Annotated in this window: 10 protein-coding genes; 1 reads left to right on the top strand and 9 read right to left on the bottom strand. The window is 55.8% G+C overall.

Annotated elements, in window-relative coordinates; all coding sequences use genetic code 11:
• Positions 1 to 46: 46 nt before the first annotated feature.
• Entirely contained in the window at positions 47 to 778 is a 732-nt protein-coding gene (locus tag CSR02_RS11265) for a metallophosphoesterase (protein WP_042786641.1), read from the bottom strand.
• A 306-nt stretch (positions 779 to 1,084) separates the two neighbouring features.
• Here CSR02_RS11265 and CSR02_RS11270 point away from each other — a divergent pair, with 306 nt between their 5' ends.
• Positions 1,085 to 2,602 (top strand): acetyl-CoA hydrolase/transferase family protein, encoded by a 1,518-nt coding sequence (locus CSR02_RS11270; protein ID WP_099541678.1) that lies wholly within the window; start codon positions 1,085 to 1,087, stop codon positions 2,600 to 2,602.
• A gap of 80 nt (positions 2,603 to 2,682) precedes the next feature.
• Here the strand turns inward: CSR02_RS11270 and CSR02_RS11275 are convergent, their stop codons facing one another.
• The 8 genes from CSR02_RS11275 to CSR02_RS11310 form a co-directional block, all read right to left on the bottom strand.
• A complete protein-coding gene (locus tag CSR02_RS11275; RefSeq protein ID WP_042786639.1) occupies positions 2,683 to 3,441 on the bottom strand; it encodes a hypothetical protein in 759 nt (252 codons plus the stop codon).
• Complete coding sequence (locus tag CSR02_RS11280; protein WP_099541679.1) at positions 3,428 to 7,975, bottom strand: AAA family ATPase; 4,548 nt, start codon at positions 7,973 to 7,975, stop codon at positions 3,428 to 3,430. The genes CSR02_RS11275 and CSR02_RS11280 overlap by 14 nt, the downstream gene beginning before the upstream one ends.
• A gap of 39 nt (positions 7,976 to 8,014) precedes the next feature.
• A complete protein-coding gene (locus tag CSR02_RS11285; protein ID WP_042786837.1) occupies positions 8,015 to 8,635 on the bottom strand; it encodes a thioredoxin domain-containing protein in 621 nt (206 codons plus the stop codon).
• Positions 8,636 to 8,704: 69 nt separating this feature from the next.
• Positions 8,705 to 9,649, bottom strand: coding sequence for a hemolysin family protein (locus tag CSR02_RS11290; RefSeq protein WP_042786637.1), 945 nt, complete (start codon positions 9,647 to 9,649; stop codon positions 8,705 to 8,707).
• Positions 9,646 to 10,152 (bottom strand): rRNA maturation RNase YbeY, encoded by a 507-nt coding sequence (gene ybeY, locus CSR02_RS11295; protein WP_099541778.1) that lies wholly within the window; start codon positions 10,150 to 10,152, stop codon positions 9,646 to 9,648. Before ybeY ends, CSR02_RS11290 begins: the two co-directional genes overlap by 4 nt.
• Before the next feature lie 16 nt (positions 10,153 to 10,168).
• On the bottom strand, positions 10,169 to 11,266 hold the full coding sequence (locus CSR02_RS11300; RefSeq protein WP_183172559.1) for a PhoH family protein: 1,098 nt from the start codon (positions 11,264 to 11,266) through the stop codon (positions 10,169 to 10,171).
• Positions 11,251 to 12,669, bottom strand: coding sequence for a tRNA (N6-isopentenyl adenosine(37)-C2)-methylthiotransferase MiaB (miaB, locus tag CSR02_RS11305; protein ID WP_099541680.1), 1,419 nt, complete (start codon positions 12,667 to 12,669; stop codon positions 11,251 to 11,253). Before miaB ends, CSR02_RS11300 begins: the two co-directional genes overlap by 16 nt.
• 171 nt (positions 12,670 to 12,840) lie before the next feature.
• Positions 12,841 to 13,932: a lysophospholipid acyltransferase family protein gene (locus CSR02_RS11310; protein WP_099541681.1), complete on the bottom strand. Its 1,092-nt coding sequence runs from the start codon at positions 13,930 to 13,932 to the stop codon at positions 12,841 to 12,843.
• Positions 13,933 to 13,941 lie beyond the last annotated feature (9 nt).

The following is a 13,941-nucleotide window of genomic DNA, read 5'->3' on the forward strand; positions in this document are numbered from 1 at the left end:
ATAGGCATCAGCGCCTGCAAGGGGCGCTGTGGTTGGTAGGGTTTAATCAGGCTTTTTCCACAAAAGGAGGGGGCAGGTCCAGCCATGCCAGATGTCCCCCTTTGCCAGCGCCTGTATCTACAAAAACGGCCTGCCCACCAGAACGCCCGGGAATGGCAAGCGGGCAGCCATTGGTGGAGCGCTGATCATGCCCACAATAGATAGTGTAACCGGCGGGAATGGTGTTTACCCAGTTGAGTGTACGTTCCGGGTATCCATCTGGCTGCATACGGTTTGTGGTTTCCCCAAACAATGCGCGTGAAAGCAGATAGGTCACACGGCCCAGTGGCGGCGGTGGGGGTTCCATCAGCATGCGTGGGTCAAATGCGCCATGCACAAAAATGGTCTGGCCCATAACCAGCCATGCGGGTGCGCTTTCCAGCACGGGCAGAAGGGTTTGCAGTACATCTGCATTTTCTGGCTGGTAAAGTTGCGCCAGTGTTTCTTCCAGATGTGGGGTGGAGCGTAAACGTTTGCCCATAAGGGCGCGCCCCAGCTTGCGATCATGATTGCCAATTAAAAACAGGCCACGCTTTTCATGCATCACTTGCAACATCAGCCGCAAAACGCCTGCGCTGTCTGGGCCGTAATCTACCAAGTCCCCCAGCTGTATAACAAAGCGGTCCGTGGCCACGGCGTGGCGGAAAGCGTCCAGATCTCCATGCACGTCCCCCACAATGCGGAGTCCGTTTCGCATTGCATTTTTCACGTTTCCGTCAGGGGGAAGCTGTTCAAACATGGTGTTTTAATCCGTTATTTCCTTACTTCCATGTAGGCTTTCCGAGATCAAACAGGAACTGGAAGGGCAAGTTTTTTTTCACTTTCCTCCTGATCGTGCACAAGTATGTGACGCGCCAGCACGATGTGTTTGCGCTTACGTTATACGGGCAATCGGGTTTTTGAAAAACAGCCTGAAACGGAAGGACAACATGCCACAGAGAGAAAAATGCGTTGGAACAGCCTTACACTGTTGCCGCCGTGTTTGCTTGGTGGTGTGTGCTTTCGGAAATTCGGAACAGTTTGAAAAAGAACAGGAAGCCCTCTCATGACAGAGCGCATTCGGAACGTCGCGCTGCGCAGTAAAGTATGTCCGGCAGAAACCGCATCCGAGTTGATCAAGCACGGAGACGTGGTGGGGACCAGCGGTTTTACCGGGGCAGGTTACCCCAAGGAAGTACCCAAGGCGCTGGCCCAGCGGATGGAAGCTGCGCATGATCGGGGCGAAAAATACCAGATCAGCCTGATTACGGGCGCATCCACGGGCCCTCAGCTGGATGGTGAGCTGGCCAAGGCCAACGGGGTGTATTTCCGCTCGCCATTCAATACGGATGCCACCATGCGCAACCGTATTAATGCGGGTGAAACGGAATATTTTGATAACCATCTGGGGCAGGTGGCTGGCCGTGCCGTGCAGGGCAATTACGGCAAGTTCAATATTGCGCTGGTGGAAGCCACAGCCATTACGGAAGATGGCGGCATTGTGCCCACATCTTCTGTCGGCAATTCCCAGACATTCCTCAATCTGGCCGAAAAGGTCATTATCGAGGTAAATGAATGGCAGAATCCGATGCTGGAAGGCATCCATGATATCTGGGATGGCAACGTAAGTGGCGTGCCTACGCGTGATATTGTGCCGATTGTACGGGCAGATCAGCGCGTGGGTGGCCCGGTTTTACGGGTGAACCCGGACAAGATTGCTGCCATTGTACGCACGAATGACCGGGATAGAAATGCCCCGTTTGCCGCGCCGGATGAAACAGCAAAAGCTATTGCGGGCTATTTGCTTGATTTCTTTGGGCATGAAGTCAAACAGAACCGTTTGCCGCCCTCACTTCTGCCGCTCCAGTCTGGTGTGGGCAATGTGGCCAACGCCGTGCTGGAAGGGCTGAAGGAAGGCCCATTTGAAAATCTGGTGGGCTATAGTGAGGTGATTCAGGATGGCATGCTGGCCATGCTGGATTCTGGCCGTATGCGTATTGCCTCTGCCACGTCTTTCTCGCTGAGCCCGGAAGCTGCGGAAGAAATCAATAACCGGATGGATTTCTTCCGGAGCAAGATCATTCTGCGCCAGCAGGATGTCAGCAACAGTCCCGGCATTATCCGCCGTTTAGGGTGTATTGCCATGAACGGCATGATTGAGGCGGATATTTACGGCAACGTAAACTCCACCCGCGTGATGGGCTCCAAGATGATGAATGGTATTGGGGGATCGGGTGATTTTGCCCGGAGTTCCTACCTGTCCATCTTCCTGTCTCCCTCCACAGCCAAAGGTGGCAAGATTTCAGCCATTGTGCCGATGGCTGCGCATGTGGACCACATCATGCAGGATGCGCAGATTTTTGTAACCGAGCAGGGGCTGGCGGATCTGCGTGGGCTTTCACCGGTGCAACGTGCGCGTGAAATTATTTCCAAATGTGCGCATCCGGATTACCGGCCGATGTTGCAGGATTATTTTGATCGTGCGCTTAAAAATTCCTTTGGTAAGCACACACCGCATCTGCTGACGGAAGCTCTGTCTTGGCATCAGCGGTTTATTGATACGGGCACCATGCTCCCATCATAAAAAAAGGGGTGGATTTCCACCTCTTTTTTTCGGCTTCTTCCCATGTTCCTTATGAGGGTGGGAGGAAGCCTTTTTTACAATCAGCTTTTATTGGTGGTTGTATCGGCGAGTTGCGTGGGTTGTTGGGTAATCATGATATCCACAGGGCGTTCAGCCAGAAACTCGCTGGTAGAGCCTTGGGGGGAGCCTGGGTTATCCGTAATAATGGCTTCAGCATCACGGTGTGTCAGTGCAAACAAATGCGGTGTTGCAGAAGGGGAAATATAGGCTGCATAGGGGTGGCGGCCCGCCAGTTTATGCGCGGCATAGGCATCACGCTCTGAATTTACGGGAATGGCCACCATAATTTTGGAATCCGCATGCAAAACGGTTTCTGTGTCTTTATGGTCTGAAGGCACCAGAATAACCCTGTCCCGCATCCGGGTTTTGCGCACCAGCTTGACCACCTCATCCGCGTTGGTGGTGTTCATATCCAGCATTAACAGGGTATTAGACCGGTGGGCAGAGGCCAAAACGCCCCCCAGCTCATTAGAGCCGGGTTCCACCATAATCCGACCATCTGGCCCGCTGGCCAGCTCCAACCGCAACATGGAGGGCACACCCTCATGCGGGGATGATGCTGAAACCGGCGTAGTGACAAGCCCTGTGCCCGGTGTGCACACAATCAACCCATGGTGGATGCGTGCCATAATGCCATAGGCCTTGGAGTGCTGCACAACCAGTGTTGTGCCCACGGCCACGCACAGGCCCACAGCCAGTGCGATTTTTTTAAGGCAACCAGAAGAGGATTTGCCACTTTGTTTTACAGAGATGTCAGCCGCCTTTTCAGGGTGCGACATTCGGTTCTTCCTTATCATTCTGGCCAGCCATGGAAGCCGCTCGTGCCAAATCAACTGAAAGCACGCGGCTTACGCCTCGCTCCTGCATGGTTACGCCAAACAGGTGGTCCATATGGGCCATAGTTAACTGGTGGTGGGTGACTACCAGAAAACGGGTTCCCGCTTCGGTTACCATATCACCAAGTAGAGCACTAAAGCGGCCTACATTGGCATCATCCAGCGGTGCGTCCACTTCATCAAGGACGCATACAGGAGCAGGATTACAGCGGAAAACAGCAAAAATCAATGACAATGCGGTTAAAGCTTGTTCACCTCCTGAAAGAAGAGAAAGGGTTGCAAGCTTTTTACCGGGAGGTTGTGCGTAAATTTCTAACCCGGCTTCCAGCGGGTCATCACTCCCAACAAGGCCCAGATGGGCACGTCCACCCCCAAACATACGGGTAAACAAAGACTGGAAGTGGTGGTCCACCTGCGTGAACACAGCCATCAGCCGTTCACGCCCTTCTTTGTTGAGTGTGCCAATAGAGCCACGCAGACGGCTGATGGCGGCTTCCAGGTCAGAAATTTCATCTGCCAGTGTACGCGCTTGGGTAGAAGCTTCCTCAGCCTCAATTTCTGCGCGCAGGTTAACAGGCCCCATATCTTCACGCTCCCGCGTCAGACGGGATATTTTGCGGCGGAGGGCGTTTTCTGCAGATTCTGTCAGATCCCCCGTGGGCTGACGCGGCGGAGTGGGTGTATCCGCCAGAAGTTGGTCCAGAATGGCCTGTGCCTGCTCACTTTTGGCATCGGCTTTCAGCAGGTTTTCACGTGCTGTATTCAGTTCGGCTTCTGTGCGGCGGCGCTGTTCATTGGCGGCATTTAAGGCTGATTCGGCTTCAGCACGTATTTTATCGGCCTGTGCGTAGGCTTCTTCTGCATCTTCCAAGGCTGAAAGGGTTTGCTGTTTCTGGCGTTGCGCCTCAGCCGGAAGTTCTGAAACCTTACTGTGATCACTCTGTGCCGTTTTGACGCGTTGCGCCGCATTTTCGGCCTCTGTGTGGGCTGTTGCGGCGCGTTGGCGCCATTCTTCTTCTGCAGCCACAAGAGATGTCAGGCGTGCTTCCAGCGTTGTGGCTTCGGCCAGAAGTGTGGCGCGCAGTTCACGCGTTGCTTCTAGCTGAGTGGTAAGAGCAGCACGCTGCGTGTGCAGTTGGGCAAGTGTGTTCTCTGCATCTTGTGGCATGTCTGCGGCTGTTTGAGCCTCGGCCTGTGTTGCAGATATGAGCTTGTCTTGGGCATCCTGCTGCTCATGCTGGAGTTCTTCAAGCCGAGGGGTCAGGGCGGCAATTCTGCTACGCAGGGCAAGGGCCTGTTCCTGCATTTTCTGCTGCTGCTGAGTGGTGGTTTGCACAGCCTGTTCGGCCTGGATAAAGGCAGACGTAGCCGTTTGAAAAGCCAGTTGTGCCTGTTCCAGATTGTTTTGAGCGTCTTGCAAGGCTGCGGCTGTGGCATTTTCTGTTTGCGCAGCTGTCAGCCGTTGTTCCAGTTCAAGAACAGTTGCTGCTTCCACATCCAGATTTTGTTTGAGGCGTTGGCGTTCTGGGGCAAGTGTTTCCAACCGAGTGGTGGCGGCTGTGTGCTGGTTTTCGGTTTGAGTCTGTTTGTGCTGCACACGCTGAAAGGTCTGTTCCGCCAGTTTAAGGGCTGTGCGGCAGTCCTGCTCGGCCTTCTGTGCGGCTGTATGCTGTGCCCGTGCGGTGGAAAGGGCTTGCTGAAAGCTTTGCAATGGGGGCAGTGCCTGTTGCGCTGCTGTGGCGCTTGCCAAAGCAGCTTCGGCTTCAGCCTTGGCGGCAAGTGCACGTTCCTGTTGGGGGCGCAACGCATCTAACCGTGCGCGGAAAGATGTATGCTGGCGTTCCAGCTCGGATTCCTGCGTACGGGCCTTTTGCAAGCTTTGTTCCAGCTTGCCGCGTTCTATACGTTGTTCCTGCGCCAGCTTTTCTCCAGCCTGCACGTTAGCACGGGCAATTGCGGCTTTTTCTTCGGCTTGCGGAACGTGCTGTTCCATTTCTGCAATGCGGGCCGAGGTTTCACGCAGAATACGGCGTTGGGCCAGACGGCGAGCAGAGGCATCAGGCTCTCCCGCACGGGTGTAAAAACCATCCCACCGCCATAAATCCCCGGCGCGAGACACCAGGCATTGGCCCGGCAGAAGCTGCGCCTGCAAGGCTGTGCCATCTGTGCCATCGGGCACAACACCAGTATATGCTAGCACTCTGTTCAGTTCTGGCGGTGCGGTGATAACGGATTTAAGGGCAACAGCTTTGCCGGGTAGAGGAACGGTAGAAGTATCTTTCAGTAAATGCCAGCCGCGTGGGGCGTTATCAGCCGCAGGCGCATCCAATCCGTCTGTGAGTGCTACGGCCAGCGCGACCTCATATTCTTCGGGAACAGTGATCTGAGCTGATATTGGTTCAGCCGAGGCTTCTTTTTCATTCCCCAGAGCTTCCGCCAGCCCTTCTGCCTGAGCACGCAGGCGCGTCAGCTCGGTTTGCAAAGTGGTGAGCGTCTGCTGGGTTTGTGTTTGTTCCTGCCGATGGTGTTGCAGGTTGCGTTCGGTTGTTTCCAGCGCCTGCACAACTTTTTGCAAGGCCTGTTCTTGCGTGGTGCGCTGTGCTCGCGCTTGCTTTAGCGCATCTTCGGGCGGTGCTTCTGCCTGTGTTTTTTCCAGCGCCTGCGTAAAGGTCTGGGCCTCCTGCGTTGCGCGTTTGAGAGAGGATTCGGCAGCCCGCAGGCTGTTTTCTGTATTACGGCGCTGGGCTTCGGCCTCCTGCGCCGCGCGGCTGGCATCTGTAAGGGCTGTATTGGTGTTTAGCCGCTCTGTTTCAGCCTTTTCCAGTGCTTCACGGGCAGCCTGCACGGCTTGTGCGGCGGCATCGGTTTCCTGCTTGAGTTGAAGCCTGATGCTTTCATCAACCAAAGCGCTTAGCGTATCAGCATGGCGTTTTTCAGCCTGGGCCAGATCAGCCTTGAGGGAAGCCAGCCGAGAACGCGCTTGTTCTAACGTGCGGCGGAGTTCCGTAAGTGCTTGTTCCGCAGCCTGTGCGTTATTGCGCGCAACAGAAAGCGCTACATTGCATTCAGACCGCGTGCGTTCTGCCGCATCCAGTGTGGTTTTGGCGTTCTGGAAAGTTGTCTGGGCTTTTTCAACAGCTTTTTCTGTCGCCTGAATAGTTTCAGACACCGGAAGCTGTTGCTCCAGAGATGCCAGTTCTGCCTGTAATGCTGTGTAGGCTGCGGCAATGCGTGTATGATGGTTTTGTGCTGCGGCCAGATTTTCAGCCGCACGTTCATGAGCAGCGCGGGCTGTATTCAGGTCTGCGGTCAACTGGCCAAGAGTCTGTTCCGTTTTTGCCAGTTCTTCCGTCAACGCTTGCTGCTTGGCTTCTGCCAGGGCTGTGCGCGTGGGGAGTGAGGTAATGGCAGCTTCTGTTTCTGCTTTTTCGGCCTTCAGGCGTTCAAGCGTTGCTGTGGCGTCATCCAGCCGGGTTTTTGCAGCCTTGGCATCTGCTTCATGTTGTTTCAGGCGTTCGGCGGCATCTTGTGCCTGTGTGGCAGCGCGTTCTTCTTCACGCGCAACGCCTTCGGCCAGCACGCGGCACCGTTCCAGCGCAGTGCGGGCGGCATCTGCCTTTTCTCTGGCTCCTGGTAAAACCTTGTTGGCTTCAAACTCGGCAACTACGGCACTTTCCGCAGCTTCCTCATGTTCTGTCAGGGCTTTGCGGGCGCGGGCGGCGGTATCAATCGCGCGTTCCACAGCAAGCCGGGCACGGGCATGTAATACGGCCAGCAGCTCCGCTTCGGCATCCCGTAAAGCGGCAGAAAGCTCGCGGTAACGGCTGGCATCGCGAGATTGTTCGGCCAGCCCATCCAGCCTGTCTGTCAGTTGCTGGCGGCGGTCTTCTGCACGTGTCAGGTTGGATTCTGTGGCGCGTAGCTTCAGTTCCGCTTCATGCCGGCGGGCGTGCAGGCCGGTAATGCCTGCGGCTTCTTCCAAAATGGTGCGGCGTTCTTCTGGCCGTGCGCCCACCAGCATGGCCACACGGCCTTGGCTGACCATGGCGGAAGACCGTGCGCCAGATGCCAGATCTGCAAACAGAGTTTGCACATCTCGCGCACGTACGGAGCGGCCATTTATGCGATAATCGCTGCCAGACCCGCGTTCTGCCCGGCGGGTAATTTGCAGCTCATCCAGATCAGCAAAAGCAGCGGGGCCAAAACCCTTGGTGCCTTCAAGTGTGACAGTGACTTCAGCAAGAGATCGGGCAGGGCGGCCTGTGGTGCCTGCAAAAATAAGATCATCCATTTCCCCCCCGCGGAGGGAGCGAGCGGAAGATTCACCCATCACCCAGCGCAGGGCTTCCACCACATTGGATTTGCCGCACCCATTGGGGCCCACAATGCCTGTTAGCCCAGGCAGAATTTCCACCGTTACCGGATCCGCAAAACTTTTGAATCCGACAATGCGCAGACGAACAAAACGAACTGTCATGCAGGTATAGGGCGTGGGCTCAGGAAAACATGCGTAAGCTTAGCTGGCTTTTGCCAAATATTTGGTGAAGTCATCATAAGACAATGCGCTGGACACCTGCTCCTTGTTATTGAAGCGGAAAGTGGGAGTGGAATCAAAATGGAATTTGTCCTGCGCTTCAGACTGCTGGTTCAGAATGAACTGCATAAGCTGCTGGTCAGCAATGGCTTTTTCAAATGTATCAGCGGGCATGCCAGCAAAGGCTGCCATTTTCTTTAGCTCATCCTTTGGGCTGCCTTCCTTGGTGTAAGCCCAGCGGTCTAGGCTGGAAAGCAGGGAGGAGCAGAAGGGTTCATACCGTTCTGGCGGCAGAGTGCGGGCCACCATGGCGGCAACTGTTGCGAGCTGATCTGTAGGGAAATCATGAAAAACGTAGCGGATTTTCCCGGTATCAATCAGCTCTTTCTGCACTTGTGGGAAGGTGTTTTCTGCAAAATGTGCGCAGTGGATACAGGTGAGGGAGAACCATTCTTCCACAACAATCTTGGCGTTTGGGTTGCCCAGTTCACGCGGGGTAAAGCGCGTATCCGTGGCATCTGCTGCCAGGGAAATACCGCGCAGGGCGGTGGAGGCAACGGCCAGGCTTCCGGCAGCTAGAATGGAACGGCGGGTGAAAGACATGGAAATCCGGTCTCCCTCAGGGGTGCAAATCATAGGCGTTAAAGGCATGACGGCAGATTTGCTCTGCCGTCAACCCACAGATTTATCTGTAGTGGCAGATGTTTCTGTCTGCGTGGGCGTTGCGGGCTGTTCTGCCAGCTTGCGCACGCGCACACGGCGAATGTGCCGGGCATCTGCATCCAATACGCGGAAGAGATAGCCATTTTCATGCGTGAGCACTTCACCACGGGTGGGCACATGCCCCGCCATGCGGAACACCAGGCCGCCAATGGTTTCAATTTCGGCCTCTCTCTCACTCTCGGTCAGAATGGGGCCGATGGTTTTTTCAAACTCTTCAATCGGGCAGCGGGCATCAATATCAAAAGAACCATCTGGCCGCGGGGTGATCATGACAATAGCGGGCTCATCATGCTCATCCGAGATATCACCCACAATGGTTTCAATCAGATCTTCAATGGTCACCAAGCCATCAATGCCGCCATATTCATCAATCACCAGTGCCATGTGGGTCTGGCGCTGGCGCATTTGCAGCAGCAGATCCAACACCGGAATTTGCGGCGCAATCATAAGCGGTTGGCGCAAAAGCACTTCCAGATTAAAGGCCTCGCTGGTGCCAACATAGGCGATCAGATCCTTCACATGGATCATGCCCACAATATCATCCAACTGGTCCCGATAAACCGGCATGCGGGAATGGTTTTCCCGCCGCATCATGGCCAGTGCTTCGTCCAGACTGATGGACACCGGCATGGCCACAATATCGGCCCGTGGTACCATCACATCATCAGCGGAAATGTTGCGCAGGCGTAGCACGTTGGCAATAAGCGCGCGCTCCTGCCGGTCCAGTTCCGGTTTTTCACCCGTTGCAGACTCTTCGGGTTCATCCGCCGCCTGTTGCACCAGGGCCGCGATGGAACTGCGCAAATCGGTCTGATGTTTTTTACGATGGAAAAAGGAAAACAGGCCGCGATTATTGGTTTCCTGCTTGTCGGACGCAGAATCGTTTTCGCTCATGATCGGGGTTTCCAAGGGTTGGGAACCCTGAGCCGCGAAAGCAGGCGGGATTCCAGCATTTCCATTTCACGCGCTTCACCGGGGTGGTGGTGGTCATACCCAGCCAGATGCAGGCTGCCATGGATGACCAGATGCGCAAGATGGTCTGCAACAGGTTTGCCGGCTTTGTGAGCTTCGCGCACCACGGTTTCCAGCGCCAGAATAATGTCTCCACCAGTAATGCCGGGCGGAGGTTCAAACGTGAGCACATTGGTGGGGCGGTGCTTGCCACGGTGGCGACCGTTCAGTTCACGCACCTCCCGATCTGTTGCAAGCACAACAGTATTGGGCAAGCCGCCATATTCTGAACAGGCGGCCAAAGCGCGCCATACCAGCTGCTCCGGGTTATGCACGTAAGAGCGCCAGCGCCTATCCCGGACAAGGATTTCAGGGCCTTCGTTCTGCTCATCGGAAAAAACGGCCTGAAAAGGCAGGATTTTTTCAGGGGCATCCATATCCTGCATAGGGATATGGGCGGGGCTACTTGGCGGTTCCATTTTTCTCCTGACGGCCCTTGCTACGGGAGGGTTCCCTTACAGCCGTCGCCTTTGCATCATAGGCTTCAATAATGCGGGCGACCAGCTTATGGCGCACCACATCGGTTGAATCAAAGCGGGAAATGGTAATTCCCTTGACATTTTCAAGCGTTTCCACCGCATCACGCAGGCCGGAGGTGGTGCCTGCGGGCAGGTCGATCTGCGTGAGATCACCCGTCACCACCATGCGGGAGCCGGGGCCAAGGCGGGTTAGGAACATCTTCATTTGCGCAATGGTGGTGTTCTGAGCTTCATCCAGAATAACAAATGCGTGCGAGAGTGTGCGCCCGCGCATAAAGGCCAGCGGCGCGACCTCAATATCTCCCGATGCCATACGCCGCACAACCTGATCTCCCGGCAGCATATCGTAAAGGGCATCATAAAGTGGGCGCAGGTAGGGGTCGATCTTGTCCTTCATGTCACCGGGCAAAAAGCCCAGCCGCTCGCCGGCTTCCACAGCCGGGCGGGAGAGAATGATCCGATCAATGGAACCAGCCTGCAACATGGCCACAGCTTGCGCTACAGCCAGATAGGTTTTGCCTGTACCTGCAGGGCCAATACCAAACACCAGCTCTTTTTTTGCCAGTGCCTTCATATACGTGGCCTGCCCGGGGGAGCGCGGCTCAATGTTGCCATGCCGCATGCGGATAACAGGCAGATCGCCTTCTATTTCCGGGGCAGCCTGCGGGGTGTTGGAAAGAATGCTGGTGGTGTTCTGTGGCGGGCGGGACATGCGTATGGCGGCCTCTATGCAGCTGATATCCACATTTTCGCCTGCTGCCAGTTTCTGGTACAGCACGCTCAGCACCGCACGGGTGCGGGCTGTTTGTTCAGGAACACCCTGAATGGAAATGCGGTTGCCACGCCGGGCCACCTCCACTTCCAAACCTTCTTCCAGGCAGCGCAGGTGCTTGTCGTGGTCTCCCACAAGGCGCGCCAGAAGGGTGTTGTCTTCAAACTGCAGGGTCGCAGAGGCATGGGGCATTTCTGCAGCCATGCGGGGTGAGGCGGAAATACGCGTGCTGCTCAAGCGGACACACACTCCTCTTCTAAAACGCCGGACAGGGAATTGGTCAGGCGTTCAACAATACGCACGGGCAGTTCCTTGCCAATCAAATGCTTGGGCCCAGAAACGTGCACAGGCTGCAACCACGGAGAACGTCCGGCAATCTGCCCCGGTTTCCGTCCTTCTGAGGTAAACAGAACAGGAATGGTTTTGCCAACAAGTGTTGCATTAAAGGCATCCTGCTGTTCACGCAGCAGGGCCTGCAAGGCTTGCAGGCGGGCATCCTTCACATCCTCTGGCACCTGCATGCCAGCGCCTGCGGCCGGGGTGCCGGGCCGGGGGGAGTATTTGAAGGAATATGCCAGCGCAAAGCCAACATCACGCACAAGCTGCATGGTGGCTTCAAAATCCTCATCCGTTTCACCGGGGTGGCCCACAATGAAGTCGGATGAAAGAGCCAGATCAGGCCGTGCATCACGCAGGCGGCGCACAATATCCCGATACTCATCAGCCGTATGGCCACGGTTCATGGCGCGCAGGATGCGGTCAGACCCCGCCTGAACCGGAAGATGCAGGAATGGCATTAACTGCGGCAGATCACGGTGAGCGGCTATCAGTGCATCATCCATGTCCCGTGGGTGGGATGTCATGTAACGGATGCGCGAAAGGCCGGGCAGTTTGGCCAGCTCATAGGCCAGTTGCGCTAACCCCCATATGGAGCCATCCGGGCCTTCTCCATGATAGGCGTTTACGTTCTGCCCCAGAAGGCTGATATCCTTTACGCCGCTTTCCACCATGCGGCGTGCCTCTGCCAGCACAGAAAGAACAGGACGGCTGCTTTCCGCCCCGCGCGTATAAGGCACCACGCAGAAGGAGCAGAATTTATCGCACCCTTCCTGAATGGTCAGGAAAGCCGTGTAATTGCCTGCGGTTTGTGGGGCTTCCGCTTCTGGCAGAAAATCGAATTTCTGCTCTGCGGGAAAATCCGTTTCAATAACGGCGCCACCGGCGCGCGCTGCACGGGCCACCATTTCTGGCAGGCGGTGATAAGTTTGCGGCCCCAGCACAATATCTACATACGGTGCACGGGCCAGAATTTCCTGCCCCTCGGCCTGCGCCACGCACCCGGCCACGGCAATAATGGTTTGCTGCCCGGCTGTTTCCCGCGCTTCTTTGATTTTGCGTAGGCGGCCGAGTTCTGAAAACACTTTTTCTGCCGCTTTGTCCCGAATGTGGCAGGTGTTCAGGATAATCATGTCTGCCGCATCTGGTGTGGCAACTGGCTGATAGCCGAGTGGCCGCAGAACATCCCCCATACGTGCACTATCATACACATTCATCTGGCAACCCCACGTAATAACGTGCAGGCCACGGGCAGGGGATGTGTTGGCTGGGGTTCCGGTCATGATGGCAGGCGCTCCGCTATGCCGCTGGCCCATTCCATGCGGCAAGTGGAGGAAATCGGGCCAGAGAGCGTGCAGGTCAAGTCTCTTTTCCCACCACGGTGAGAATAGTGGGAAGATAAGAACGGCCAAACAGCATTCTGGCGGTTAACAGACCGGAGATTCCTTATAGGTTTGGCGGCCCGTAACAGCCACCTGGTTTCTGACCTAAAGCCGTATACGTATTGAAGCAAAAAAGGAGGCGGTTTTGTCAAGTACGCTTTTGGCTTTCCTGATATAAGGCGGCAGAAAATTGGCAGGCAAGGTGGCAGGGTTAAACCGGCCCTTTACAATTTTTGGCGTGCGGTTTTGCCGTAGTTCCGCAGCGCCTTCTGCCACGGCTTTCCATGCTGCTTGTGCCAAAGCCTTGCGGCTGGGGAACATGTCCGGGTCCAGCGGTTCGTGCAGTAGCACGGTTGCGCGCGAGCGCTTCCATTTCAGCAAGGCCCATACATGCGGGCCAAGGTCCATATCTCCGTACCATGAAAACACCGGGCGGCGCAGGCGGGAAATGGGCAGATCTTCCAGCCGGTCATACACAAGAGAGACAGGTTGGATCAGCGGTGTCATACCCGGTTCAAACGTTATGGGCAGAAGGCTTTTATCCATTCCTTCCTTCAGCCGAGGTAATTTGGCGATGGCAAAAAAAGCGGACATGAACGGCAACACGCGCGAACCATCGGAGGATGTGCCTTCAGGGAACAATACCAGATTATCCCCTTCCACCATGCGGCGGATCATCTCATCACGCTCACGCCCTGTGGTGCTGCGCTGGCGGCTGACAAAAATGGTACGCCCGATTTGTGAGACCAAGCCCATAATGGGCCATTTTTCAATATCGCCCTTGGCCACAAACACAGAGGGCAGAATGGTGCCCAGTACTGGCACATCCAGCCATGACATATGGTTGCAGATATAGATAACTGGCCGTTCACCCCGTTTGCGGGCTTTTAGGCCACCAACAGTGCCCACGCGCTGCCCCACAACATGGATCTGCAACCCGATAATACGGCACAGCACCCCCCAGATAACCCGCGTCCAGCGGATTTTGGGTGTGCCGGGCACAAGCAGAAGGCATGCCTCAAACCCTACGGAGAGCGGCACCCACACAACCAGCGCGCCAAGGCGCAGGGCCGCCCTTAAATCTGCCGTGCGGCGAAAATAGGCTTCTACCCACGCTGGCAGCGGGGAAAGGCCATCGGGCTTCTTGGGGGGGGAAGCATAAGGGGGGCGGGGTTGGTCAGACGGGCGTGGTGTCATCGTTTCATT

Source organism: Acetobacter pomorum (assembly GCF_002738225.1).
GTDB lineage: Bacteria > Pseudomonadota > Alphaproteobacteria > Acetobacterales > Acetobacteraceae > Acetobacter > Acetobacter pomorum.

What these genes read in the sequence shown, in the direction of transcription:
- CSR02_RS11265 (WP_042786641.1), bottom strand. Translation starts at nt 778, where the DNA reads ATGTTTGAACAGCTTCCCCCTGACGGAAACGTGAAAAATGCAATGCGA.
- CSR02_RS11270 (WP_099541678.1), top strand. Translation starts at nt 1,085, where the DNA reads ATGACAGAGCGCATTCGGAACGTCGCGCTGCGCAGTAAAGTATGTCCG.
- CSR02_RS11275 (WP_042786639.1), bottom strand. Translation starts at nt 3,441, where the DNA reads ATGTCGCACCCTGAAAAGGCGGCTGACATCTCTGTAAAACAAAGTGGC.
- CSR02_RS11280 (WP_099541679.1), bottom strand. Translation starts at nt 7,975, where the DNA reads ATGACAGTTCGTTTTGTTCGTCTGCGCATTGTCGGATTCAAAAGTTTT.
- CSR02_RS11285 (WP_042786837.1), bottom strand. Translation starts at nt 8,635, where the DNA reads ATGTCTTTCACCCGCCGTTCCATTCTAGCTGCCGGAAGCCTGGCCGTT.
- CSR02_RS11290 (WP_042786637.1), bottom strand. Translation starts at nt 9,649, where the DNA reads ATGAGCGAAAACGATTCTGCGTCCGACAAGCAGGAAACCAATAATCGC.
- ybeY (WP_099541778.1), bottom strand. Translation starts at nt 10,152, where the DNA reads ATGCAGGATATGGATGCCCCTGAAAAAATCCTGCCTTTTCAGGCCGTT.
- miaB (WP_099541680.1), bottom strand. Translation starts at nt 12,669, where the DNA reads ATGGGCCAGCGGCATAGCGGAGCGCCTGCCATCATGACCGGAACCCCA.
- CSR02_RS11310 (WP_099541681.1), bottom strand. Translation starts at nt 13,932, where the DNA reads ATGACACCACGCCCGTCTGACCAACCCCGCCCCCCTTATGCTTCCCCC.